The sequence below is a fragment of the Nocardioides furvisabuli genome, from assembly GCF_021083185.1.
Lineage (GTDB): Bacteria > Actinomycetota > Actinomycetes > Propionibacteriales > Nocardioidaceae > Nocardioides > Nocardioides furvisabuli.
In genome coordinates this window covers 115,479-138,659 of sequence record NZ_JAIGQB010000004.1, presented here as the reverse complement: position 1 = coordinate 138,659, position 23,181 = coordinate 115,479, and the positions used below count along the sequence as shown (strand labels likewise).

21 protein-coding genes and 2 pseudogenes are annotated in these 23,181 nt (G+C 70.0%); 9 read left to right on the top strand and 14 right to left on the bottom strand.

The genetic code is table 11. The features are described 5' to 3' along the window. Positions 1 to 44 precede the first annotated feature (44 nt). Positions 45 to 2,918, top strand: coding sequence for a vitamin B12-dependent ribonucleotide reductase (locus K4G59_RS09815; protein ID WP_231250791.1), 2,874 nt, complete (start codon positions 45 to 47; stop codon positions 2,916 to 2,918). A 61-nt stretch (positions 2,919 to 2,979) separates the two neighbouring features. Here the strand turns inward: K4G59_RS09815 and K4G59_RS09810 are convergent, their stop codons facing one another. The 4 genes and pseudogenes from K4G59_RS09810 to K4G59_RS09795 form a co-directional block, all read right to left on the bottom strand. Further along, positions 2,980 to 6,069: a DEAD/DEAH box helicase gene (locus K4G59_RS09810; protein ID WP_231250790.1), complete on the bottom strand. Its 3,090-nt coding sequence runs from the start codon at positions 6,067 to 6,069 to the stop codon at positions 2,980 to 2,982. A gap of 72 nt (positions 6,070 to 6,141) precedes the next feature. Continuing rightward, on the bottom strand, positions 6,142 to 6,552 hold the full coding sequence (locus K4G59_RS09805) for a (deoxy)nucleoside triphosphate pyrophosphohydrolase (RefSeq protein ID WP_231250789.1): 411 nt from the start codon (positions 6,550 to 6,552) through the stop codon (positions 6,142 to 6,144). Between the two features lie 64 nt (positions 6,553 to 6,616). Continuing rightward, positions 6,617 to 7,005 (bottom strand): annotated as a pseudogene (locus K4G59_RS09800) (DUF2237 family protein). 77 nt (positions 7,006 to 7,082) lie between these two features. Further along, positions 7,083 to 8,021: an acyl-ACP desaturase gene (locus K4G59_RS09795; protein ID WP_231250788.1), complete on the bottom strand. Its 939-nt coding sequence runs from the start codon at positions 8,019 to 8,021 to the stop codon at positions 7,083 to 7,085. Positions 8,022 to 8,250: 229 nt separating this feature from the next. Here K4G59_RS09795 and K4G59_RS09790 point away from each other — a divergent pair, with 229 nt between their 5' ends. Next, the gene (locus tag K4G59_RS09790) at positions 8,251 to 8,751 is read left to right on the top strand and encodes a DUF4234 domain-containing protein (protein ID WP_231250787.1); all 501 of its coding nucleotides are present in this window, start codon (positions 8,251 to 8,253) and stop codon (positions 8,749 to 8,751) included. Between the two features lie 10 nt (positions 8,752 to 8,761). Here the strand turns inward: K4G59_RS09790 and K4G59_RS09785 are convergent, their stop codons facing one another. Together K4G59_RS09785 and K4G59_RS09780 are read right to left on the bottom strand one after the other, a co-directional pair. Continuing rightward, the gene (locus tag K4G59_RS09785; protein ID WP_231250786.1) at positions 8,762 to 11,548 is read right to left on the bottom strand and encodes a DEAD/DEAH box helicase; all 2,787 of its coding nucleotides are present in this window, start codon (positions 11,546 to 11,548) and stop codon (positions 8,762 to 8,764) included. Positions 11,549 to 11,635: 87 nt separating this feature from the next. Then, complete coding sequence (locus K4G59_RS09780) at positions 11,636 to 12,646, bottom strand: zinc-dependent alcohol dehydrogenase (RefSeq protein ID WP_231250785.1); 1,011 nt, start codon at positions 12,644 to 12,646, stop codon at positions 11,636 to 11,638. Between the two features lie 548 nt (positions 12,647 to 13,194). Here K4G59_RS09780 and K4G59_RS09775 point away from each other — a divergent pair. Continuing rightward, positions 13,195 to 14,316: pseudogene (locus K4G59_RS09775) on the top strand (DUF222 domain-containing protein); the annotation flags it as partial. Continuing rightward, entirely contained in the window at positions 14,308 to 14,529 is a 222-nt protein-coding gene (locus tag K4G59_RS20655; RefSeq protein ID WP_372461810.1) for an HNH endonuclease signature motif containing protein, read from the top strand. The pseudogene K4G59_RS09775 and the gene K4G59_RS20655, both read left to right, overlap by 9 nt. A gap of 20 nt (positions 14,530 to 14,549) precedes the next feature. Here the strand turns inward: K4G59_RS20655 and K4G59_RS09770 are convergent, their stop codons facing one another. From K4G59_RS09770 to K4G59_RS09755, 4 genes are all read right to left on the bottom strand, one after another. After that, the gene (locus tag K4G59_RS09770; RefSeq protein WP_231250784.1) at positions 14,550 to 15,215 is read right to left on the bottom strand and encodes an endonuclease/exonuclease/phosphatase family protein; all 666 of its coding nucleotides are present in this window, start codon (positions 15,213 to 15,215) and stop codon (positions 14,550 to 14,552) included. 38 nt (positions 15,216 to 15,253) lie between these two features. After that, positions 15,254 to 15,532 (bottom strand): hypothetical protein, encoded by a 279-nt coding sequence (locus K4G59_RS09765; RefSeq protein ID WP_231250783.1) that lies wholly within the window; start codon positions 15,530 to 15,532, stop codon positions 15,254 to 15,256. Further along, positions 15,522 to 16,844 carry a colicin D domain-containing protein gene (locus K4G59_RS20470; protein ID WP_231250782.1) on the bottom strand — a complete coding sequence of 441 codons (1,323 nt, stop codon included), beginning with the start codon at positions 16,842 to 16,844 and terminating at the stop codon, positions 15,522 to 15,524. The genes K4G59_RS09765 and K4G59_RS20470 overlap by 11 nt, the downstream gene beginning before the upstream one ends. Positions 16,845 to 16,938: 94 nt before the next feature. Next, positions 16,939 to 17,592 carry a nucleoside/nucleotide kinase family protein gene (locus K4G59_RS09755; protein ID WP_231250781.1) on the bottom strand — a complete coding sequence of 218 codons (654 nt, stop codon included), beginning with the start codon at positions 17,590 to 17,592 and terminating at the stop codon, positions 16,939 to 16,941. Positions 17,593 to 17,690: 98 nt separating this feature from the next. On the opposite strand from K4G59_RS09755, the gene K4G59_RS09750 reads away from it, so the two are divergent. The 5 genes from K4G59_RS09750 to K4G59_RS09730 all read left to right on the top strand — a co-directional run bounded on the left by K4G59_RS09750 (position 17,691) and on the right by K4G59_RS09730 (position 21,261). Then, positions 17,691 to 18,824: a serine hydrolase domain-containing protein gene (locus K4G59_RS09750; protein WP_231250780.1), complete on the top strand. Its 1,134-nt coding sequence runs from the start codon at positions 17,691 to 17,693 to the stop codon at positions 18,822 to 18,824. A gap of 224 nt (positions 18,825 to 19,048) precedes the next feature. Continuing rightward, positions 19,049 to 19,828 carry a thermonuclease family protein gene (locus K4G59_RS09745; protein WP_231250779.1) on the top strand — a complete coding sequence of 260 codons (780 nt, stop codon included), beginning with the start codon at positions 19,049 to 19,051 and terminating at the stop codon, positions 19,826 to 19,828. 129 nt (positions 19,829 to 19,957) lie between these two features. Beyond that, positions 19,958 to 20,197: a hypothetical protein gene (locus K4G59_RS09740; RefSeq protein WP_231250778.1), complete on the top strand. Its 240-nt coding sequence runs from the start codon at positions 19,958 to 19,960 to the stop codon at positions 20,195 to 20,197. Between the two features lie 49 nt (positions 20,198 to 20,246). Further along, a complete protein-coding gene (locus K4G59_RS09735) occupies positions 20,247 to 20,993 on the top strand; it encodes an MOSC domain-containing protein (protein ID WP_231250777.1) in 747 nt (248 codons plus the stop codon). Positions 20,994 to 21,039: 46 nt separating this feature from the next. Then, positions 21,040 to 21,261, top strand: coding sequence for a hypothetical protein (locus tag K4G59_RS09730; protein ID WP_207082675.1), 222 nt, complete (start codon positions 21,040 to 21,042; stop codon positions 21,259 to 21,261). Between the two features lie 21 nt (positions 21,262 to 21,282). Here the strand turns inward: K4G59_RS09730 and K4G59_RS20465 are convergent, their stop codons facing one another. The 4 genes from K4G59_RS20465 to K4G59_RS09710 form a co-directional block, all read right to left on the bottom strand. Further along, positions 21,283 to 22,020, bottom strand: a complete 738-nt coding sequence (locus K4G59_RS20465; RefSeq protein ID WP_231250776.1) for a matrixin family metalloprotease — start codon at positions 22,018 to 22,020, stop codon at positions 21,283 to 21,285. A gap of 47 nt (positions 22,021 to 22,067) precedes the next feature. Beyond that, positions 22,068 to 22,349: a hypothetical protein gene (locus K4G59_RS09720; protein ID WP_231250775.1), complete on the bottom strand. Its 282-nt coding sequence runs from the start codon at positions 22,347 to 22,349 to the stop codon at positions 22,068 to 22,070. Positions 22,350 to 22,439: 90 nt separating this feature from the next. Further along, the gene (locus tag K4G59_RS09715; protein WP_231250774.1) at positions 22,440 to 22,739 is read right to left on the bottom strand and encodes a WXG100 family type VII secretion target; all 300 of its coding nucleotides are present in this window, start codon (positions 22,737 to 22,739) and stop codon (positions 22,440 to 22,442) included. Further along, positions 22,736 to 23,053: a WXG100 family type VII secretion target gene (locus K4G59_RS09710; protein ID WP_231250773.1), complete on the bottom strand. Its 318-nt coding sequence runs from the start codon at positions 23,051 to 23,053 to the stop codon at positions 22,736 to 22,738. Before K4G59_RS09710 ends, K4G59_RS09715 begins: the two co-directional genes overlap by 4 nt. Between the last annotated feature and the right edge of the window lie 128 nt (positions 23,054 to 23,181).

Sequence of the window (23,181 nt, the reverse complement as noted above, 5' to 3'; positions counted from 1 at the left end):
ACACATCGCGAGCACCACCACCACCACCAGGGACGAGGATCCGAATGACCGAGACGGTGAGCACCCGCGCCAAGGGAGCCAAGGGCAAGGGCCTGACGCTGGAGCGCGTCTTCAGCACCGAGGGCACGCACCCCTACGACGCGATCACCTGGGAGCGCCGCGACGTCGTCCAGCAGAACTGGAAGACCGGCGAGACCGTCTTCGAGCAGCGCGGTGTCGAGTACCCCGACTTCTGGTCGGTCAACGCCTCCACCATCGTCACGACGAAGTACTTCCGCGGCGCCGTCGGCACCGACGCCCGCGAGTGGAGCCTCAAGCAGCTCATCGACCGGATCGTGAAGACGTACACCAAGGCCGGCATCGACCACGGCTACTTCGCCACCGACGCCGACGCCGAGATCTTCGAGCACGAGCTCACCTGGCTGCTGGTCAACCAGTACTTCTCCTTCAACTCCCCGGTCTGGTTCAACGTCGGCACCGCCTCGCCGCAGCAGGTCAGCGCCTGCTTCATCCTGAGCGTCGACGACTCGATGGACTCGATCCTGAACTGGTACAAGGAGGAGGGCTTCATCTTCAAGGGCGGCTCCGGCGCCGGCCTCAACCTCTCCCGCATCCGCTCCTCCAAGGAGCTCCTCTCCTCCGGTGGCACCGCGAGCGGCCCCGTCTCCTTCATGCGCGGCGCTGACGCGTCCGCCGGCACCATCAAGTCGGGCGGCGCGACGCGTCGTGCGGCCAAGATGGTCGTCCTCGACGTCGACCACCCGGACATCGAGGAGTTCGTGATGACGAAGGCGAAGGAGGAGGACAAGATCCGCGCCCTTCGCGACGCCGGGTTCGACATGGACCTCGGTGGCGCCGACATCACCTCCGTGCAGTACCAGAACGCCAACAACTCGGTCCGCGTCAACGACGAGTTCATGCGCGCCGTCGAGGACGGCACCGAGTTCGGCCTGCGCGCCCGCGGCACCGGCGAGGTCATCGAGACCGTCGACGCCCGCGACCTGTTCCGCAAGATCAGCGAGGCCGCCTGGGCCTGCGCCGACCCCGGCCTGCAGTACGACGACACGATCAACGACTGGCACACCAACCCGGAGACCGGCCGCATCACCGCGTCCAACCCGTGCTCGGAATACATGTCGCTCGACAACTCCTCGTGCAACCTGGCGTCGCTGAACCTGCTGAAGTTCCTCAAGGACGACGACACCTTCGACGCCGCCCTGTTCGCGAAGGCCGTCGAGTTCATCATCACCGCGATGGACATCTCGATCTGCTTCGCCGACTTCCCGACCGACCCGATCGGCGACACCACCCGCGACTACCGCCAGCTCGGCATCGGCTACGCCAACCTCGGCGCCCTGCTGATGGCGATGGGCCTGGGCTACGACTCCGAGGGTGGCCGCTCGATGGCTGCCGCGATCACCTCGCTCATGACCGGTACGTCGTACAAGCGCAGCGCCGAGCTCGCCGGCATCGTCGGCCCGTACGCCGGCTACGCCCGCAACGCCGACGCCCACAAGCGCGTGATGCGCAAGCACCAGGCGGCCAACGACGTCGTACGCGTGCTGCACACCGAGGACGGCCGCACGCACAAGCTGGCCACCCAGGCGTGGGCCGACGTCATCAAGCTCGGCGAGAAGAACGGCTTCCGCAACGCGCAGGCCTCGGTGCTCGCACCCACCGGCACCATCGGCTTCATGATGGACTGCGACACCACCGGCATCGAGCCCGACTTCTCCCTGGTGAAGTTCAAGAAGCTCGTCGGCGGCGGCTCCATGCAGATCGTCAACCAGACGATCCCGCGGGCGCTGAAGAAGCTCGGCTACCAGCCCGAGCAGGTCGAGGCGATCGTCGCCTACATCGGCGAGCACGGTCACGTCATCGACGCCCCCGGCCTGAAGACCGAGCACTACGAGATCTTCGACACCGCCATGGGCGCCCGCGCGCTCAAGCCGATGGGCCACGTGCGGATGATGGCGGCCGCGCAGCCGTTCCTGTCCGGTGCGATCTCCAAGACGGTCAACCTGCCTGAGAGCGCCACGGTCGAGGAGATCGAGGACGTCTACATGCAGTCCTGGAAGCTCGGGCTCAAGGCGACCGCGATCTACCGCGACAACTGCAAGGTCGGCCAGCCGCTGTCCGACGGTGGCGGCAAGGCCAAGAAGGACGCCGCCGACAAGGCCGCGGCCGACTCGGCCGTCGAGACCAAGGTCGTGGAGAAGGTCGTCTACGCCCCGGTCCGCAAGCGCCTGCCGAAGTCGCGCGTCTCGCGCACCACGTCGTTCACCGTCGGCGGTGCCGAGGGCTACATGACCTCCGGCGCCCACGACGACGGCCAGCTCGGCGAGGTCTTCCTCAAGCTCGGCAAGCAGGGCTCGACCCTGGCCGGCGTGATGGACGCCTTCTCGATCGCGGTGTCGATCGGCCTGCAGTACGGCGTCCCGCTGGAGACCTACGTCTCGAAGTTCACCAACCTGCGCTTCGAGCCCGCCGGCCTCACCGACGACCCCGACGTCCGCATGGCGCAGTCGCTCATGGACTACGTCTGGCGCCGCCTCGCCCTGGACTACCTGTCCTTCGAGGAGCGCTCGGCCCTGGGCATCTACTCCGCCGAGGAGCGCCAGCGCCACCTCGAGACCGGCTCCTACGAGCCGCTCGTGGAGGAGACCGGCAGCGCGGCCGAGCTCGTCGAGCCCGCCTCGTCCGCTGGTCGAGTGGAGCCCCAGGTCGTCGAGGCCGACATCGTGGAGGCCAGCGCCAAGCCGGCCCCCGTCGAGGCCAAGACCACCGCCGAGCTCTTCGAGAAGCTCACCGGCACCGCCGTCGACTCCCCGCTCTGCATGACCTGCGGGACGAAGATGCGCCCGGCCGGCTCGTGCTACGTGTGTGAGGGCTGCGGGAGCACCAGCGGCTGCAGCTGACCTGGACGACGCGAAGGGCTCCGACCTCAAGTGAGGTCGGAGCCCTTCGCTATACGTTGTCCTACTGCGCGACTGCCGAGGCGTGGTTGAAGAAGTCCATCGGCATTGGAGTGCCTAGGCGCCAGGTGATGGCGATGGGGCGATCACCTGTGTGGCTCACGTAGGTCGCCGGTCCGAGGAACAGATACGGCGAGGTTCCGAAGTCGTCTTTCTGCTCATGCCGAACGAAGAGCAATACGGTGCTTGTGCCGCTGAGATATCGCTGACCAGTCTTCGACGTGACCGAGGTCGTTGACTGCGATTCCCAATGGAACAGGTCGCGCGAGATGGGGTAGTCCGCGTACATCGTCGTGGGAGAGTAGTCGGCCTCCGACTTCTTGAGGGTGATGAAGAAGGCATCAACGTTCAGGTGTTCGAGGTAGAGCACCCCCTCGCGGAAACTGTTTGGGTTCCGGGGAAAGTCCATCGCAGCGAGGATCTCTTCGCGCTGATACCTGGCGTGAACCTTGAGCGGAACGTCCGCCAAAGGCGGCGGTAGATCAGTCGGAACGTGACGCGCGGCCTCGTAGCTCAAGTCGACGACAGTTGAGATCTCGGCGCGCGCCGCGACTTCCTTGCGGAACGCTTGGAGCCCTTCCTCGATCGTTGCGTGACCGCCGCCATCCGACCAGAGCGAGAAGAAGAGCATTCGCGCCAGCCGCTGCTCGGCGTGCGACAGCTGCGAGTAGTCGCGGGCTTCGTCGTTCAAGAGTGACTTGTAGGCCGCTGCGCGATCGGGGTCGTCGACGTGAGCGAACGCGCGCACGCGCTTCAGCAGCTTCGACTCAAGCTCGGAGCCCGGGAGCGTAGGCAGGTCGGCATCTCGACGGAGCTTGGTCCACGAGTGACTCCCGCGCCGCAGGATGTCGCTGAGCGCCAGCCCCGAATCGGCGAGGAACTCCGCGAGTGATTCGTCCTTTGTGGTCTTGAGGTGAGCGACGATCTGCGCCCACCTGTTGCTGATCTGGGAGCGAAGGTTCTCCAAGACCACCTGTTGGCTCTGCTGATCCAGCCGGACCTGGCATCCGGACGGCAAGAAAGGGAAATCCTCCGCCACGGCCTTCTCAAGCTGCTTGCCGTGGATTCCCGTAAGCGCGCTGAACTTTCTGCCGAAGCTGAACTCCTTGCGGTGATACCCGACGAAGTCGAGGACAGTCAGCACTGCCTTGTTCTTTGTTCGACGGAGCCCGCGGCCCAACTGCTGCATGAAGACGGTCGAACTCTCCGTCGGCCGCAGGAACAGAACGGTGTCGACGTCTGGGATGTCGAGGCCTTCATTGAAGACGTCGACGGTAAACAGCACGTTTACGTCGGCATCCCGAAGCGCGCGCAACGCAGACGCGCGATCGTCGTGAGGCGTTGTCCCGGTGACGGTGCGTGCTGGAATGCCGGCATCGTTGAACACGCGCGTCATGTAGTTGGCATGAGCAACGCTGACGCAGAATCCAAGCGCGCGCATCTGGCCGGCGTCGGCGATCTTGTCCTCAACTGACTTCAGGATGATGCGCGCGCGAGCGTCGTTTCCTGTGAACACATCATCAAGCTGCGTTTCGTCGTACTTACCGCGAGACCACGTGATCGCACGCAGATCGGTGCCATCGGCGATCGCAAAGTAGTGGAAGGGGCAGAGCAGGTCGGCCCCAAGCGCATCCCACAGTCGCAGTTCGGCCGCAGTGTGACCGTCGAAGAACGAGCGCACGTCAATGCCGTCGCCGCGCTCTGGTGTTGCCGTGAGGCCGAGGAGCTCTCGTGGCTTCAGATGGTCGAGGATCCGTCGGTAGGTCCTTGCCTCGGCGTGATGGAACTCATCGATGATGACGATTTCGAATGCGTCGGCTGGGATGTTGGCAACGCCGTACGCGGTCAGCGACTGGATGCTGGCAAACACGTGCTGCCACCGCTCGGGCCGCTGGCCGCCGACGTAGAGCTCTCCGAAGTCACCGTCGCCAAGCACCTCACGGTAGGTGCGCAGCGACTGTAGAAGAATCTCTTTGCGGTGCGCGATGAACAGCAACCGCGGCTGTCTGCCGGCTTCGTGCGCGAGGTTCCGATAGTCCAAGGCGGCGATGACGGTCTTGCCGGTGCCCGTCGCAGCGACGACGAGGTTGCTGTGCCGGTCGTGAAGTACGCGCTCGACTTGGATCGCGTCCAGCATCTCCTGCTGATAGGGATAGGGGCGTACCTCAAGGCCCGCGAGCGTGATGGTGACGCGGTCCGTCAGCTTGCCGCCTTTTGCCTCAAGGAGCGCGTCGTCGAGGCGATCGCGGTCGCGATCGGGGTCGTAGGACTCAAACTCCGGGCTGTTCCAATACGCGTCAAAGGTGGCTCGGAACTTGTCGAGCAGGCTCGGTGTCGCGGCGGTGCTCAGTCGTACGTTCCACTCAACACCCTCAAGCATCGCTGAGGTAGTGAGGTTGGAGGATCCTACGTAGGCGGTGTCGAAGCCCGTCTCGCGTCCGAACAGCCAGGCTTTCGCGTGGAGGCGGGTGCGCTTGGCGTCGTACTGCACCTTTACCTCGGCGCCGAAGTCGCTGACGAGACGATCGAGTGCGCGTCGTTCCGTGCCGCCAATGTAGGTCGTGGTGACGACGCGGATCGGAATGCTCGACTCGTGTGCGGCCTTCAGCTCCTTCTCGATGAGACGGAGGCCGTGCCACATAACGAAGGCACATAGGAGGTCGATGGTGTCAGCGGAATCGATCTCCGCTCGAAGTTCGGAGGCAAGGCTGGGCTCGCCGTGCGCGTTCGTCAATAGTGCGGCATCGTTGAGTGGTGTCTTGGGACGCAGCGTCATCCGTTGAACGTGACCCGGGCCGGTAGGCGGTCGCACAGCGAGCAGTTGCTCGACAGGAGCCGCGACCGTCGGAGTCGATTCCTCGATAGCTCGCAGCAGATTGTTCGCGGCGTCCAGGCGCGCCACCGGGTCTTTGATTGCTGCGAGGCGTCTGTGCAAAGCCGATGCGATGTGGCGCGTCAGGACGTGCGCTTGATCTGCTTCATCCACCCGTCCGTGGTCGTGGTCGTGCGTCTCGTCGGCATCGATCAGCGACTGAAGCTGATCAGTGACGAGCGTTTCGTGAAGTCCAACAGGCAGGGACGCGAATTCATGCACGCCACGGAAGCTTGCCAGGACTATCTGTTTACCGTCGGCTTTCAGCTCTGACCGGAGAGGCAGGTCGCGAGTTCATCCTTTGGTCAGGGAATCGAGGTGCCGCACGACTTCTTCTACGGCCGGGATGTCGGCTGGCGCCCAGGCCAGGCAGGCGAGTTGATCAGGCGGGAGCCAACACGAGGCCGCGTGTTCACGCAGAGTCGGCTCGCTGTCGATTAGCTCGCAGTAATACGTAGTGAGGTCGATAGTGGCGAACTCGTATTCGTGAACGGTGCGGGTGACTCGGCCGCCGACCCTCACGGGGCATCCGAGCTCCTCGTCAACCTCCCGCGTTAGGGCGGCAGCCGGTGTCTCGCCTCGCTCGACCTTGCCGCCGGGAAACTCCCACATGCCGGGTAGCGACTGCGCAGAGCTTCGCTGTACGCAGAACACGCATCCGTCTCGCAGGATGACGGCTCCGACCACTTCGATCGTTCGCTTCACCCCAACATTCTGCCTGGAGCGGCGGCTCCCAATCTGTTGCGGGCCCCGTGAGCATGCGCCGCGGTCAGTCCAGCGCGCTGAGGTCCGGAGGCACGTCCACCGAGTGAGCCCGCAGGACCTCAAACGGCACAACATCCAACGCCCGCTCCGACGTCGCGGACAGCACGACCGGCGCGGCCACCCCGGCGTCGTACGCCTGCAGCCAGCGGAGAGCGACCACGCACCACCGGTCGCCGGGGACGAGGCCGGGAAGTGCCACTCGGGCCGCGGGGTGGAGAGGTCGTTGCCGACGGCGGCCTGGTGGGCGAGGAACTCGTCGGTCATCACCGCGCAGATGGCGTGCAGCCCGACGTCCTGCGGGCCGACCGTGCACGTTCCGTCGCGGTGGAACCCGGTGACCGGGTCGGTGCCGCACGGGTCCAGCTCGCCGCCGAGGACGTTGCGTTCGGTCATGGGGAGATCATGTCTGGTTTCGAGGCTCGCTGCGCTCGCACCTCAACCAGCGACCGGCCAAGACCTGCGCTCGCACCTCAACCAGCGTTGGAGCGGGAAGCCTTCTTCGCGGCCGCCTCGTCCCGCCGCTCGACGAAGCGCGTCGCCTCGCCGTCGAGGGCAGCGACCGCGGCCGCCAGCTCGTCGCGGGCCGCCTCACCGTCGGCGTCCAGCCCCTCCAGCTCCCACACGCCCCACTGCCGCAGCAGCGGCGCGACGATGTCGTCGTGGTGGATGCGGAGGTCGTAGATCCCGGCCTTGGCCATCTGCACCGCCTTGCGCGAGAAGCCCGGGATGACGCTGCCGGGCATCTCGAAGCCGACGACCTCCTCAGTGATCGCGCGCATCGTCTGGCTGGGGGTGAGCTCGAGGGCCGCGGTGACGATGTTGCGGTAGAAGATCATGTGAAGGTTCTCGTCCTTGGCGACGCGGGCGAGCAGCTTGTCGGCGATCGGCTCCTCGGTGTAGCGGCCGGTGTTGCGGTGCGAGACGCGGGTGGCGAGCTCCTGGAACGACACGTAGGCGCACACGTTGAGCAGCGACTTGTCCATCGCCTCGTAGCCGGTCTCCATCGTCTCCATCCGCGCGCGCTCGAGCTCGACGGGGTCGACGCCGCGGGTGACGAGGAGGTAGTCGCGGATGCAGAAGGCGTGGCGGCCCTCCTCGGCGGTCCACCGGTTCACCCAGGTGCCCCACGCGCTGTCGCGGCCGAAGGCGCGGTCGATCTCGCGGTGGTAGCTCGGCAGGTTGTCCTCGGTGAGCAGGTTGACCTCGAGCGCGGTGCGCGCGATCGGGGAGAGCTGCGACTGCGCGATCTCCCACGGGTCGCCGCCGAGGTCGGCGAAGTCGCGGCCCAGGCTCCACGGGACGTACTCGTGGGGCATCCACTCGTCGGCCATCGCCATGTGCCGGTTGAGGTTCTCCTCCACCACCGGCTCGAGCTCGGTCAGCAGCTGGGTGCTCTCGAGTGCGGCCACGGCAACTCCTCGTCCGGGGGAGCGAGGGGGATGCCCTCGCCCTCCTTGCCTACACCTCTGGACGTGTCCGTGGATAGGTCCCGGCCCGAAGTCCCCGGCGAGTGGGCGCCAGGCGGCGGCGCGGCTTCGTCAAAGTTTCCCTGACGTCGAGGAAAACGCGGACGTGCCCGGTAGAGCACGGATACGTTCGCGTCGCCACAGTCAGCAGCACCACCACACGGGGGAACCAGTGACCGAGAACAACGACATCCACACGCAGCCGACGCAGCAGCCGAACTGGCCTGCCCCAACGACGCAGACCACCGACTACGCGATGATGCCGGCGCCCGCCGGGCACCCGGTCAGCGCCTACGGGATGGCTCCGAGCGGGCCGATCGGTCAGGTCCGCAGCACCGGGACGTGCTTCCTGCTGTGCATCGTCACCCTCGGCTTCTACTCGCTCTACTGGTTCTACAAGACCCACGACGAGATGAAGCGCCACGCCGGCACGGGCCTCGGCGGTGGCGTCGGCCTGCTGCTCGGCTTCCTGCTCAGCATCGTCATGTACTTCCTCACGCCCGCCGAGGTGAAGGGGATGTACGAGCGCCGCGGGATGCGTTCCCCGGTCAGCGGTGTCACCGGCCTGTGGGCGCTGCTCCTCGGCTGGTTCTTCTTCGTCGGCATGATCGTGTGGTTCGTGAAGGTCAACGGTGCGATCAACGCGTACTGGCGCTCGCAGGGCGCTGTCTGACCCGCCTGGCTCAGGACCAGTGCCGCCGCATCACCGTGGTCGCCGCGAACGGGTCCTCGCCCGACACCGCGGTCGCGATGCCGGCGCCCTCCGGCTTGGCCGTGGCGAGCAGCCGGCCCTCGCCGACCCACGTACGCCAGGCGTCGAGGTAGTGGCCGGCGCTCTTGGCGTTGCGGCCCAGGACGGTCGGGACCGGGTGCCATGCCTCCCCGGTCGCACGTGCGGCTCGCAACGCTGAGCCGGCGCCGCGCCGCGTACGGATCGGTCCGTCCGGGAGCGCAGCGTCGGTGAAGCGGGACACGAGGTAGCGCGGTGCGCCGACCGGTCCGATCGCTTCGTCGAACGCGAGTGCGAAGACCTCGGCGTCGTGCTCGGTGCCGACGAGGCGGAAGCGGTAGTCACCGCCGGGGTGGACGTCGACGGCGAGACCGGACGCACCCACGCCGGTGAGGCCAGCCGCGGCGAGGGCGTCCGCGACGGCTGCGGCGACCGCCTCGAGCGGCGGCACCCCCGTTGTCAGGGCTACCTGCGCGCCTACCCACTGCGTGAGCGTCTCGGCGTGGTCGCGGCCGGTGAGCGCGGCGTTGCCGAGGGTCGCCAGCGCGCCGACGGTGCCTGCGGCCAGGGCAGCCCACGGAGACGCGAGCACGGCAGCGCCGCCAGCGCCTGCCGTCCCCGCGGCCAGCACCAGCGGCGTACGCCAGCTCGTGGTCGGGACCGGGGCCTCGGTCGACAGCCCATCCGCTCCCAACCGCCACGACGGCGGGACCGGCGTCAGAGACACCACCTCGTCGACCACCGCGACGGCAGAGGTCGAGGGCCGCACGCGCAGCGACGCCAGCGTGACGTCCTGGTAGGGCTCGCCGACCGCCCACGCGTCGCGGATGGCGTCGCGGTCCGCGGCGGCGATGAGCATGCGGGCGTTCAGGGCGTCGAAGGAGGCGACCGGCGGGGGAGCGAAGGGGGAGAAGGACGCGTCGATGTGGGCGACCCCGTCGACGATGTCGCCGTCGGCGTCCACGCCGTGGAACCCCTGGTGCTTGCGCACCAGCCGGGACCAGTCGTTGTCGCCCTTGAGGTGGGCCTCCGAGACGCACACGACGGTCCAGTTGGTGGCGACCTTGTCCGGCCAGGTCGGGTCGGTGCGCAGCGCCCGGCCGCGGGTCTGGACGACCGCCGTCAGGGTGGTGGCGGTCGTCAGGTCGATGAGCGTGGAGACGCCGCGGGCGTTCCACCCCTCGCCGAGGAGGCCGCGGGTGCCGACGAGGACCTGGGTCCGGCCAGCCTCGAAGTACGCCGTGACGTGGGCGACCCAGGTGCGCGAGGTCCATCCGGACGAGCACGTCGCGACCGGTCCGTCCCCGGTCCCGACGAAGAGTCTGGCGGCCAGGTCGGGGTCGCGTCCGGCCACGAACGCGACGAGGTCGCGCAGCGTCTCCTCGGACGCAGCGACGACCGATCCGGTGACCAGCATGGGGTGCAGGACGGCCGTGTCCGGGGCCGAGAGAAAGGTTTCGAGGGCGGCGATCGCCGAGCCGGCCTCGGCGTCGAGGACCCCGGCGAGGTCGACGGGGACCGTCGCCGAGGCACGTTCGTGGTCGCACAGCACCAGCACCCGGGCACGTACGCCGATCGCGGCGTGCTCGGCGGCGATGATCTGCGCGGCCGCGCCGGGCTTGGCGTACGACCGCGCCAGCACGCGGTCGACGGTGGAGCGCCCACGACGTACGCCGCGTCGCGTCCACTGGTAGCCGACGGACGGCAGTGCGGCCCGCACGACGGCGAGCACCTCGGCGTCGGCAGGGTCCTCGGACTCGGCGACATGGTTCAGCAGCCAGTCGCCGAGGAGGCGTACCCAGTCCTCGGCGGAGGGGTCGTGCCGGTGCTGCTCGCGCAGGCGGGCGCCGACGGGCAGGTCGAGCAGGTCCGCGTGGTGCATCCGCAGCGCCGCGTCGCACAGGTCGGGCTCGCGCTCGGCGAGCGCCGCCCAGGTGGTGGTGGCGGGGACGGGGTCGACGAAGCGGGCGGTGAGCCACTCGTGGAACCCGACCGACCCGAAGTTCGGAGTGGTGAGCTCGGTGAACCGGAGCGCCTCGCCTGCGAGCCACTCCTCCTCGGCCGCGGTCGGGGTGGTCAGCCAGACGAGCTCGTCGAAGGGCGCGAGGTGTCCCTCCTTGACGACCGCCGGGACCGAGACCCGGTAGAGGATGCGCCCGAAGAGCTGGTCGACGAGCGCGCGCTGCTCGCCGGCGAGGCTCTCGGGCGGGGTGGCGGTGAGCGCCAGGACGTGGGCGCGGTCGACGGCGTCGAGGAGCTCGGCGAGCAGGCGTCCCCACACCTCGAGCAGGTGGTGGCACTCGTCGAGGACGAGCACCAGGCGGGGCTGGGCGCGGATCCGCTCGAAGAGGGCGACGCCGTTGGGGTGGAGCCGGTCGACGACGGTGGTCGCGTCGGCGTCCGTGGCCTCGGAGTCGAAGACGGCCAGGGACTGGTAGGTCAGGCAGGTCAGCGGACCGGCGAGGGTCTTGTCGTCGCCCGCGCCGAGCCCCAACGCCCGGGCCTCGTCGATCCACTGCGACTGGATGGCGGTGTTGGGGGCGAGCACGACGGCCCGGGTGTCGGGGTGCGCGCCGAGCTCGCCGGCGATGGCCTCGAGGCCGACACGGGTCTTGCCGGCCCCCGGCGGCAGGATGACCCACGCGCGGGGGCGGTTCGCGTCGTCCCAGGCCCCGGCGAGTGCCTCGAGCGCTTCTCGCTGGTGGATGCGCAGCGGAGGTGGAGCGTCCGCGTCGGGCACCGCTGACCGCCTCCTGGTCGACTGGAGTCACCTCGCGCTCCGTGCGCCGCAGGTGTGTCGGTGCATGGTGCCACCCGGCCGACCCGGTCACCGCATGTCGAAGACCAGCCGCGCCGGCACCTCGCCCGCGAGCACCTCTTCGAAGCACGCGTTGACGTCGTCGAGGTTGCGGCTCTCGGTGACGACGCGGGTCAGCCCGCGGGCGTGGAGGTCGAAGCAGGCGGCGAGGTCGTTGCGCGTCCCGACGAGCGACCCGATGATCGAGATCCCCTTGAGCACGGTCTCGAAGACCGGGAGCTCGAGGCGGTTGTCGGCCGGCAGGCCGACGATCACGAGCCGGCCGTTGGGGTTGAGCGCGGCGTGCGCGGCCCGCATGGCGGCCGGCGACGGCACCGTCACCAGCGCGATGTCGACGCCACCGATCTCGGCGAGCTGGGCCGCCTGGTCTCCACGCGCGTCGACCACGTGGTCGGCGCCGAGGTCCTTGGCCAGCTGGAGCTTGTCGTCGTGCACGTCGACGGCGACGGTGCGCGTGCCGAAGATGCGGGCGTACTGCAGGCCGAGGTGGCCGAGGCCGCCGATGCCGACGACCATGCAGGTCTCGTCGGGCTTCGGGTCCGCGACCTTGATGGCCTTGTACGTCGTCACGCCGGCGCAGGTCAGCGGCGCGGCGTCCATCGGGTCGACGCCGTCCGGGACGGGTACGACGTGGCTGGCCCACGCGACGGCGTACTCCGCGTAGCCGCCGTCCATCGTGTAGCCCATGTAGGAGGGGCTGGTGCAGTAGGTCTCCCAGCCGTCGACGCAGTAGCGGCAGTGCCCGCAGGCCTGACCGAGCCAGGGCAGCGCCACGCGCTGCCCGACCGCCACGGGCAGGTCGCCCTCGCCGACGGACTCGACGATGCCGACGCCCTCGTGGCCGGGGATGAGCTGGTCCTTGGGCTTCACCGGCCACTCGCCGCGCGCCGCGTGGATGTCGGTGTGGCACAGCCCGCAGGTCTCGATCCGTACGAGCACCTGGCCGGGGCCGGGCTCGGGGACGGGGACGTCGCGGATCTCCAGCGATGCGCCGAGGGTGGGGACGACGGCAGCCTTCATGGCGTGCTCCTCAGGTGTGGGGGCGCGGCGCGACCTGCGCCGAGGGAGCGTGCTCGCTCCACCTCGAGGGTCGTCGGGATCGCCGTCCGTCGTCAGGGGCGATGGGACCTTGGCGGCGGGGACGAAGGTCCCGCCCGCGTTGTCCAGATCGTCCCGCGGGCCCCTGCGGCGGGCTCCGTCTCACCAGCGTCGATCGCGGTTGCTGGACGACTCCCACGCGATGGTGGACGAGGAGGCCGGTGTCGCGGTGCTGCAGCTGCTCGCCTGCGTCACCTCACCGACACCGAGTGCGACGCTGTCGCGCTGCAGCTCAACACCCAACCCCGCAAGACCCTCGAGTGGCAGACTCCTGGCCAATCCCTCAACAAGAGGCTCGTTGCATCAGCCGTTTGAACTCGCCCTTTATTGCCAGCTTGCCTCTTGTGGCCGTATTCGAACAGGTGTACGATGGCGTGAGCACGCCGGTCCGGAACGGATCCCTCGTCTGAGGTGACAGGGATCCCGGGATCGGGACAGTCATCCATAGAACCCGTCGTGGTGCTGGCGGGATGCCTTGCGGCTCTCGGGTGACGACCTGGCAACGGTGCCACCAGTCATGCCTCTCCCGTGCCGCCCGATCCCGGGCGGGGACCTGTGAGTGCGTGCGAGGAGGTGGCCTGGTGCATCCGATCATCGAGTGTGCCGACGACCTCGGCGTGGCGCTCAAGGGTGTGGCGTCGGTTGAGCCGGCGTTCATGTCGGCGGGGGAGAAGCAGTCGGCGTTGGTGGCGCTGACCGAGGTGCGTTCGCAGCTGGATGCGCTGCTCGCGCGGGTGCTGGGCGCGTCCGATGACGTGGCTGTGGCGCACGGGTTGCGTGATGCGGCGGCGTGGCTGGCGGTCGAGACCAGGACGACGCGGCGCGAGGCGCGCCGCGACCTGGCGCTGGGGCGGGCGCTCGAGCAGCATCCGTGGGTCGCGACGGCGTTGACCTCCGGTGCGCTGCGGACCGAGCAGGCGCGGGTGGTGGTGGAGGCGGTCGACGCGCTCCCTCCCCATGTCGACCCTGCTGTCCGTGAGGACGCGGAGGAGGCGCTGCTGCGGCTCGCGCGGCAGCACGACGCGCGCGAGCTGAAGCAGATCGGGAAGCGGATCCTCGACGTGGTCGCGCCCGAGGTGGGGGAGTCCCACGAGGCTGCCGTGCTGGAGGCGGAGGAGCGGCGTGCCGCTGCTTCGGTGGACTTGACGATGTCCGACGACGGCGAGGGTCGGTGTCGCGGGACCTTCGTGGTGCCGTCCCACGTCGGTGCGATGTTGAAGCGGCACCTGCTGGCGCTGGCGAACCCGGCCCGCCACACCGAGGACGAGCTGCGTGACGAGTCGGGCGGGTGGAAGCCGCTGCGCCGCCGTCTGGGGGAGGCGTAGGTCGAGTACGTCGAGCGCTACCCGGCCGACGCGACCCCGCAGACCGCGGGGGTGAACGCCACCGTCGTGGTGACGATGACGATCGAGCAGCTGCTCGCCGAGAGCGCGACCGCGCTGCTGGACGACGGCACCCGGATGTCTGCAGGCCAGGCACGGCGGTTGGCGTGCGAGGCCGGGATCATCCCGGCCGTGCTCGACACGAAGTCCCAGCCGCTCGACCTCGGGCGTGCGGCGCGGCTCTTCGCCAAACCCCAGCGCATCGCGCTCGGCCTGCGCGACGGCGGCTGCACCGCTCGCGGGTGCGAGACCTCAGCGTCGGGGTGTCACGCTCACCACGACGACCCCTGGTCCCGCGGCGGGTTGACCGACCTCGCCAACGGCCGGCTCCTGTGCCCGCGACACCACCGGCTCGCGCACGACGCGACGTACGCCATGACGATCCACGCCGACAACACCGTCAGCTTCACCAGACGGACGTAGGCCGACGGGGGTACTCGTCGCTATTCGACCACCGAGGTGGTGGAGGCCTCGATCACGTAGGCGTCGTGGTCGGACAGTCGCTTGCCGTCGTGCTCCGCCGAGATGCGCGACGCCGTGGTCGCGGTGCCGCGCGGGACGGCAACGTGGTCGATGCTGAGCAGGCCGTCGATCGGGTGGGGCAGGTCGGCGGTGGGAACGGCCAGACCGAGCTGGTCGACAGCGTCGAGGACGACCGTCCTGCCGCCCAGCGATCCGGCGTACTCCTTGCCGCTGAGAGCGTGGTTCCAGTCGCCACCCCAGACGAGTGCGTCGACTGCGCGCAGGCGGAGGAGCAGGTCCTCGACCGTGTGGGCGGTCTTGTCGGCGTGCTTGGGTCCGACCCATGGCGGGACGGGCCGACAACCTTTCCACGGAAGGATCGAGCTGACGTACGTCGTCGCGCCGACCTGGGCGGCCGCGCTCGCCGGGTGAGGGTCGGGGAGGGATGCCATCGGCAGACGGCTGGCGACCCCGGCCCATCGCCGACGCGCTGCCATCCGTGACTGCGTGAGGTGCAGTGCGTAGGCCGGCAGGCTGGTCCGCTCGTTGACCTCGGTCAGCAGCCAGACGTCGCAGTCAGCCTCGAGCAGGAGGGCGAGGTGGGCGTCCGACCAGCGGCCGGCGAGGTTCCAGGTCCCGATGCGCACGGACGCATCCTGCCGGACACGTTGACGAGCGCGCGGCGCTATCGCGCGAGCTGGGACAGGCAGTTGTCGATCCTTGCGAGGAGCATGCGCTCGTCCGGATCCGACGTCGTCCTGATAGCGGGGTCAACGACGAAGGCCTCGACAACCCAGAACAGGTCCTCGATCGCCTTGGCGCTGGGTTCGGGCGTGCTCAGCGGCATCTCGGAGTGCAGCCGCAGGAAGCGTGGCTCGAACTCGGCGAGGCTGACCTCTCCGCTCTTCGTGCTCGCCAAGAGGGAACGCACGGCGCCGAGAAACGGCGAAACCTCACTGGCCACCGAGATGTCCTTTCTCTATCAGTGCGTGCAACTGCCGAGGGCTGAGCTTCCAGGCCGAGATGAAGGCTCCGGTGGGCGTGGTCATGACGCATTGGCGCGTCGTTGCATCGTAGTGAAACGTGACCTCGCCGGGTTGCCCACGCATGGTGCCGATGCGTACCTCGACGTCCTTTCGGTGGAGGAAGTCAACCAGTGCGGTCTGGAAGCGAGCGGCGTTGTCGCGGTTCCAGGGACCGTCGACACCGAAGTCGCCAGCGTGCTTGAACTTGCGCTGGAGCTGCAGCTCTGTGCCTGTCAGCCGTCCGCCCCACCCCAGCGGATTCACCATCTCCCCGCGCTCGTCCCGGACCGGCGCACGGACGAACCTGCCGAACCCGTCGCGCGCCCGCACCAGCCGGTCCTCGGCTGTCCGCAGCCGCGACGCGGTGGCCGCGACGACCGCGCGCAGGGCGCTCAGGAGGGCGTGGAAACGCGGCGCCTGGGCGCGGATGCGGGCGAGGGCGGCAGCTGCCTTGACGCCACCGCCGAGACCACCGGTGATGCCGGCGACGATCGCGGTGAGGGCGACCTCCTCGACGACCATCTGGCCGATCTCGGCGAGCAGCGAGCGGGTGCGGGCACGCGTGTCCTCGACCGCCGCCGCGTAGTCGTCGCACGCGTCGGCGAGCGCGAGGAGTTGGTCGGCGGTGTCCTCGACGAGCGATCGCAGGTCGGCGATCGCGGACAGGGCGATCGGGATCTCGGGGGACAGCTGGTGGGCCATCAGGCGGCTGATCGCGTCGAGATGGCCGGTGAGGTCGGCGACCGAACCACTCCTAAGCCGCCAGCAGTCCGCCGCGTCGCGGAGCCGGTCGACATCCGCGCCCGGCCACACGAAACCCTCGACCTGGTCGAGGATCCACGCGTGGACCTCGCCGAGTCCCGTGGCGACCGACCCGCCCAGGCTGGAGGGTGGCGGGTCGGGGGAGACGCGGAGGAACGCCTCCGCGTCGAGGCCGCCGCCGGTGTAGGCGTTCGTCCTGGTCCCGGCGGCGTCTGTCTCGGCTCGGGCATGGAGCCGGCCACTGAGGTCGACGAGCCGCCCGAGCCCGATCAGGGCGTGGGTGAGGTCGGCCAGGGCGCCCACGGCTTCGCGCGCGGCCGGGTCGTAGGCGGCGGAGAAGTCGCTGCTGGTGGCGTCGTCGCCCGCCATCGCGGCGTACCCACCCAGCTTGCCGGCCAGCGACTCGGTGAGGAGCGCGGCGACGTGGTTGGCGGTCCGGCACACGCGCGCCGCTTCGGCGTAGCCCCCGCACTCGACACTGATCCGCACGCCTCCACCCTCACGGAGTCGGCCCGCGTGACGGCACCCCTCGCGACGGATCTGTGGACAACGGGCGGTCCTTCGACCGGCGAGGCACGCGCGACTACTCGCCCGGCGGAGGAGCTCCCACGACGAGGTCGGCAGCATCGCGCCTCGAGGAGACGAGGCGCGCGTTCGGCTCGTCGACGTGGTCCAGCCACGCCCGCGCGGCGTCGGGCGACTTGCCGAACTCCACGTGCCGACGGATCAACCGGGGGCGGCGTACGTCGTCGTCGACCCCGACGAACCACACCTCGGCCAGCAGGGGGCGTACGTGCTCCCACCCGCCGTCGGGCAGGAGGAGGTAGTTGCCCTCGGTGACGACCAGCCGCGCCGACGGCGGGATCGCGATGGCCCCGGCGAGCGGCTGCTCGAGGTCCCGCTCGAAGCCCGGGACGTAGAGCACGGACGCCGGCGAGGAGTGCAGCCGCGCGAGGGCTGCGACGTAGCCGTCGACGTCAAAGGTCTCGGGCGCGCCTTTGCGGTCACGCAGGCCGAGCCGGTCCAGCTGGACGTCTGCGAGGTGGAACCCGTCCATCGGCAGGTGTGCGACGGCGTCGGTGCCGAGCCGTGTGCCCAGGGCGGAGAGCAGCGCGGAGGTGAGCGTGGACTTCCCCGACCCGGGCGGGCCGGTGATGCCGAGCACCACGCGATCCGACCGGTCGAGGAGGGACTCGGCGCGGTCGACCAGCGCGCGCGGGACCTGCGGTGCGGCCATGCGGCGAGCGTAGTGGTGGCCGGTGCGATCGGTGGCGGCGCCGACATCGCCTCCATCGACGCCTCGCCGCTTCCTGTTCCCGGGACTACCGTCGAGCCATGGCCGACCTGGACGCCGCACTCCGCCCGTACGTCGTCTCCGGCGCGGTCCCCGGCCTGGTAGCACTGGTCGCGCGCGGCGACGAGGCGGAGGTCGCGGTGCTCGGCCAGCAGGGCCCGGACGGTGCGCCGATGCGTCGCGACTCGATCTTCCGCGGCGCCTCGATCACCAAGCCGCTGACCGCCGCGCTGGCGATGCTCCTCGTCGAGGACGGGTTGCTCGACCTCGACGCCGCGGTCGGCGTGCTGCTGCCCGAGCTCGCCGAGCCGCGCGTGCTGCGTACGCCGACCAGCGCGCTCGGCGACACCGTCGCGTGCAGCCGGCCGATCACCGCACGCCACCTCCTCACCTGCACCTCCGGCCACGGGTTCGCGACCGTCGAGTCGCCCGTCGTGCCGCTGCTCGTCGAGCGGCTCGGACAGGCGTCGAGGGACGTCGGCGGGGTGCCGGCACCCGACGAGTGGATGCGCCGCCTCGCGGACATCCCGCTCATCCACCAGCCGGGCGAGGGGTGGACCTACAACGCGTCGTACGACGTCCTCGGCGTGCTGCTCGCGCGGGCGGGCGGTCAGGACCTCGCGGACCTGATGGCCGAGCGGCTGCTCGGGCCGCTGGGCATGGTCGACAGCGGCTTCCACGTGCCGGCCGTGAAGCGCGACCGCTTCACCACGCTCTTCGGCCACCGCGACGGCCGGCTCACCGTCACCGACGAGCCGGACGGCGCTTTCGCCGCGCCGCCCGCCTTCGCCTCCGGGGCCGGCGGGATCGTCACCACCGCCGACGACTTGGTCGCCTTCGGGCGGATGCTGCTCGCCGGGGGAGACGGACTGCTCCAGCCGATGTCGGTGCGGCGGATGATGACCGACCACACCACCGCGCAGCAGCGCGAGATGGCGGGCTTCTTCCTCGACGGGCAGGGGTGGGGCTTCGGCGGCGGCGTCGACACCTCGGTCCGGCAGCCGTGGAACGTCGTCGGCCGCTACGGCTGGGTGGGCGGCACCGGCACCGCGGCGTACGTCGACCCGCAGCACGCCACGGTCAGCGTGGTCCTCACCCAGGTCGAGCTCGGGGGACCGGAGCCGGCGGGGGTGCTGGAGGCGTTCTGGAGGGAGACGGCGGCACCGGAGGCATGAGGCCTGGGTCACATCTGGGGCGACCCGAGGACGGTGTCGGTCCCGACTGATGGGATTGCCCCTCTCCTCCCACACATGAGAATGGAACACCTGTGCCCTCTCGTCCAAGGCCCTTCCGCACCACCGCGCGCGCACTTTCGCTGCTCACTCTCCTCGCGGCATCGTCACTTGCTCCGACAGCGATCTCGTCGGCGGCCGCCGTCGCCCCGGCGGACGATGGCGTCGTGATTCGTGTGGCCGACGGCGACACCATCGTCGCGACGGTGGGAGGCGCTGAGGAGCGCATCCGGTTCCTCAACGTCGACACCCCGGAGGTAGGCACCTGCATGGCCGACCGAGCGACAGCCTTCACCGCCCGTGAGCTGCCGAGTGGTCAGACCATCGAGCTCCGCTACGACCGCGATCTTCGGGACCCGTACGACCGTCTGCTCGCGCTCGTGCGGCCGACTGCCGGTGAGTGGCTCTCGGTGTCGCTGGCCGAGAGCGGGCTCGGATTCCCGCTGAGCATTGCCCCCAACAGCGCCTACTACGGCCGGGTCGCAGCGGCTGCAGGTCGCGCGAGGCGCGCAGGCGTCGGCATGTTCAGCCCGCGCCGGTCGTGCACGCCGGTGTCACGCGCCAAGCGGGCGGGAGCAGCTGTGAGCCAAGCTCAGGCGATGCCGGTACGAACTCGCGCCCAGTACGACGCGGTGAACCGCAAGCTCGCGCAGGCGGCGGGGTTGCTCGCCCTCGCCGCGGCGTCCCGCTACGGGATCCAGTCGGCATGGTTCACGGCGTACACGAAGAGCATCCGAACGCCGCTCCTGCGCCGCGTGGCGAGCGTGCGGGCGGCGAAGAAGCGCCAGCGGAACGCAGTGCTGAGCAGCTCGAGCAACACGACCAGCAGCAACACGAACTCGGGCTCGAACAACACGAACAACGGTTGGTGGCCTCCGGGCGTCCCGCAGTCCTACACCGGACCGCGCTGCTACGAGCCTGGCGGCGTCATCTGGTACCCCTGCTGACCGGGTAGGTCTCGATACGCCGGCTGGTTCCTCGCCGGCTGCTCGACCAGCGAGCTGATCGCTCGGCGATGGACGCTGCCCACCCTGACGGGCGTTGTGCGTGGACGACCCGTCGTCGACGGTGGGGGCATGACGGACGAAGCGCAGCAGGCAGCGGTCGAAGCGGCCCAGCGGGTGGTCGACGACGTGAGCTCCTACCAGTACAGCGCCGAGGACAGCACCATTGCGCAGCAGCTCGACGAGGGCCTGCGCGAGGCGAAGGTGTCGCTCGACGAGGAGGAGCGCTCGCGCATCCTCGCCGAGATCGACGGCCTCAAGGACGAGCACTCGGCGACGCCGCAGGTCAGGTCCGCGACGCCGGCGGAGTGAGCCGATGGACGTCCGCGGACTCCTGACCGAGGGCTGACACGATGGGCCCATGCCCGCCGATCTCGTCGCCCGCAGCGCCGGATTCGCGCCGGTCAAGGGGATGCGGCACCTCCCGGCGCGACGCCTGGAGCTCGACGAGCGGGGCGCAGTGGGCGACCGCGCGTGGTGCCTGGTCGACGTCCACGCGCGGCGGGTGCTGCGCACGGTCCAGCATCCGTCGCTGATGGCCGTCGTCGCCTCGGTCGACGACGGCAGCCTCGCCCTCACGCTGCCCGACGGGTCGTCCGTCGACGCGGTGCCGGAGGCGTCGGGAGAGACGGTGACGTGCGACTACTGGGGTCGCCCGGTCGAGCTCACGCTGACCGAGGGGCCGCACGCGTCGCTGGTGTCGCGCTTCCTCGGCACGGACGTACGCCTGGCTGCCGCACCGCGCGGCGGGGTGGTGTTCGGCGACCCCGTCACCCTCGTCGGCACCGCGACCCTGGGTGACCTGGCCGAGCGCCTGGGTCGCCCCGTCGAGGCTGCCCGGTTCCGCTGCACCCTCGTCGTGGAGACCGACGAGCCCTACGTCGAGGACACCTGGCTCGGCGCCGAGCGCGGGGTGGGCGCCGCCCATCTGCGGGTCGGCCCACCGGTGCCGCGGTGCGCGGTCGTCGACCACGACCCCGACACCGGCGAGAAGGACCTCCGCCTGCTGAGGGCGCTGGTCGGCTCGCGTCCGACGAACGCCGCGGGGGAGCCGGTGCTGGGGGTGTACGCCGCCTGCGTCCGGCCGGGCGTGGTCGCGCCCACCTGAGGTGAGAAGGAGCAGGATCACCGCTGCGGGTGCATACTTGGGTCAAATGACCTCCTCGAGCGGCTCACGGCCGAAGCACCTGAAGAGCAGCCCGTTCAAGCCTGCGGCGGAGGCGGAGATCAAGGTCTTCGACGTGGACGACCGGGTCAGCCACGACATGTACGGCCTCGGCAAGGTCGTCAAGGTCGACAGCCACGCGGTCACGGTCGACTTCGGCTCGCAGGCCTACCGGATCACCCCGCCCTTCGCGAAGCTGCACCACCTCTGAGCCGTCCCGCCGGCTGAGGTGTCAGCCGCAGGGCACCGACCCGAGGCGCGCCAGGCCCTCGCGGTCGCCCGGCCCCAGCTCCACCTGACCGGTGTTGTCGGCGTACATCAGCTCCATCGGCTCCGCCACGTGGTCGAGGCCGACCACGTGGGCGAGCTCGTGCACCACGATGGCCTCCACCATCCGCGGCTGCTGGGCCACCGCCGCGTCGGTGAAGGCCTCCACGTCGAGCACGATCCCGCCGGTCACGTAGTAGCGCCGGCCCTGGGCGCCGTCCTCCGCGGCCGCCCCACCGAGACCCGCGACCGGACCGGCCAGGCCGGGGAACTCCGCGTCGTCGCCCCAGCCGATCACCACCGGTCGCCCGCCGCCGAGCCGCACGAGCGGGCCGGTGAACGGGCGTCGGTCCGTGTCGCCGGCGTCCTCGAAGACGAGCCCGGTGGCAGCGGAGATCCGGTCGACCGCGCGCTCGACGATCGGTCGCATGCCCTCGGGCATCCCGGCCGGGTTGACGGCGTACTCGACCTCCGAGCACGGGTCCCACCCGACGGGCGCCCCGGAGCCGGGCTGGGTCGCGGAGAAGGCGTACGCCCCACCGAGCGACTCGATCGGCGGCGCGGGCAGCACGCGCTCCTGCCCGAGACCGACGAGGCGTCGCACGCCCTGCATCTGCGACGAGGGGTGGAGCAGCACGATCGCCGCCACCAGCGCCACGGTGAGGACGGCCGAGACGGACGTCGAGCGGTGGCGGCGGGGCACCCGACGAGTATCGCCGGGAGGTGGTCAGCGCGGGCGGAGTCCGGGGATCACGAGTGCGTGCGCTGGCTGATCAGCGGAGGGCCGTGCGCGAGGTCGACCTGCGCCAGCAGCGTGGACAGGGCGTCGATCGCCTCCATCGCCGTGGTGTCCCAGAGGTACGCCGTCGTGGTGCCGGCCACGTCGTCGGCGCGCCACTGCTCGAGGAGCCGCTGGAGGACCGCCTCCGCCTCCCTCCGGGATGCCTCGACCGCGCTCGTCCGTGCAGCGCGGCGCGCCGTCATCGCGGCCTGCGCGACACGGTCGTGGTCGAAGCTTCCTACGGGGATCACGCGGTTCTCCTGCCCAGAGCTGGGGAGGCCCATGCGCCGATTGAGGAGGTCTGGAGGAAACCCAGAGCAGGCCTTGCGAGTAGGCCACTGTCAGGCGCCGACCTGGTGCCAGAGCGCGACCGTCGACTCGACGGCGTGGGAGTAGCGCCCGTCCGCGGCCTCGGCGATCGCGCGCAACGCCGCGAGGGCGGTGACCATGTCCGCACAGCCGCGGCGCCAGCCGTCGTACGCCGTCGCCTCGGCGCAGGTCGCGAGGCCGGTCCATCCGGCAACGAGCTGCTCCTGTGCCGTGTCGACCTCGCCGGCGAGGGCCAGCAGCCCGCGCTGGCAGTCCGCCAGCTCGAGGACCGCAGCGCGCAGCTCGTCGAGGTCGACGTCGTACGCCGTCATCCGAGCCGCCCCGTGAGCTCGTCGCCGCGCACCGCGCTGCCGGTGTCGGAGGCCTCGAGGTCGCGCCGCGCGAGGTCGATCGCGCCGAGCAGGGCGGACAGCGCGTCGACGACGCCGTTGGCGGCACGGTCCCACTCCTGCCAGCGCGAGGAGAAGTGCGTCGCGGCGTCCCCCCGCCAGGAGGAGAGCAGCGCGTCGACCGTGGCGGCTGCGGCACGGCGGCGCTGGTCGAGCTCGGCGAGGCGCGCGGACATCGAGGACGAGGCCGCGTCGTGGGCGGAGCGGTCGAGGCTGAGGTCTTCCGAGAGGATCATGGCTCCGATGGTGGCGAGCGGGACGCCCGCGGCGACACCCCTGCGAGGCAATCTGTGGACAGTGCCCCGACGGAGGTGCTCGACGCCCGAGGTCGCAGCCTAGGGTGATCCCAACCCATCTCGGAGGT

Excerpts from the sequence above, each read along its gene's own strand:
- K4G59_RS09815 (WP_231250791.1), top strand. The coding sequence starts at position 45 with ATGACCGAGACGGTGAGCACCCGCGCCAAGGGAGCCAAGGGCAAGGGC.
- K4G59_RS09780 (WP_231250785.1), bottom strand. The coding sequence starts at position 12,646 with ATGAAGGCTGCCGTCGTCCCCACCCTCGGCGCATCGCTGGAGATCCGC.
- K4G59_RS09755 (WP_231250781.1), bottom strand. The coding sequence starts at position 17,592 with ATGGCCGCACCGCAGGTCCCGCGCGCGCTGGTCGACCGCGCCGAGTCC.
- K4G59_RS09750 (WP_231250780.1), top strand. The coding sequence starts at position 17,691 with ATGGCCGACCTGGACGCCGCACTCCGCCCGTACGTCGTCTCCGGCGCG.
- K4G59_RS09740 (WP_231250778.1), top strand. The coding sequence starts at position 19,958 with ATGACGGACGAAGCGCAGCAGGCAGCGGTCGAAGCGGCCCAGCGGGTG.
- K4G59_RS09735 (WP_231250777.1), top strand. The coding sequence starts at position 20,247 with ATGCCCGCCGATCTCGTCGCCCGCAGCGCCGGATTCGCGCCGGTCAAG.
- K4G59_RS09730 (WP_207082675.1), top strand. The coding sequence starts at position 21,040 with ATGACCTCCTCGAGCGGCTCACGGCCGAAGCACCTGAAGAGCAGCCCG.
- K4G59_RS09715 (WP_231250774.1), bottom strand. The coding sequence starts at position 22,739 with ATGACGGCGTACGACGTCGACCTCGACGAGCTGCGCGCTGCGGTCCTC.
- K4G59_RS09710 (WP_231250773.1), bottom strand. The coding sequence starts at position 23,053 with ATGATCCTCTCGGAAGACCTCAGCCTCGACCGCTCCGCCCACGACGCG.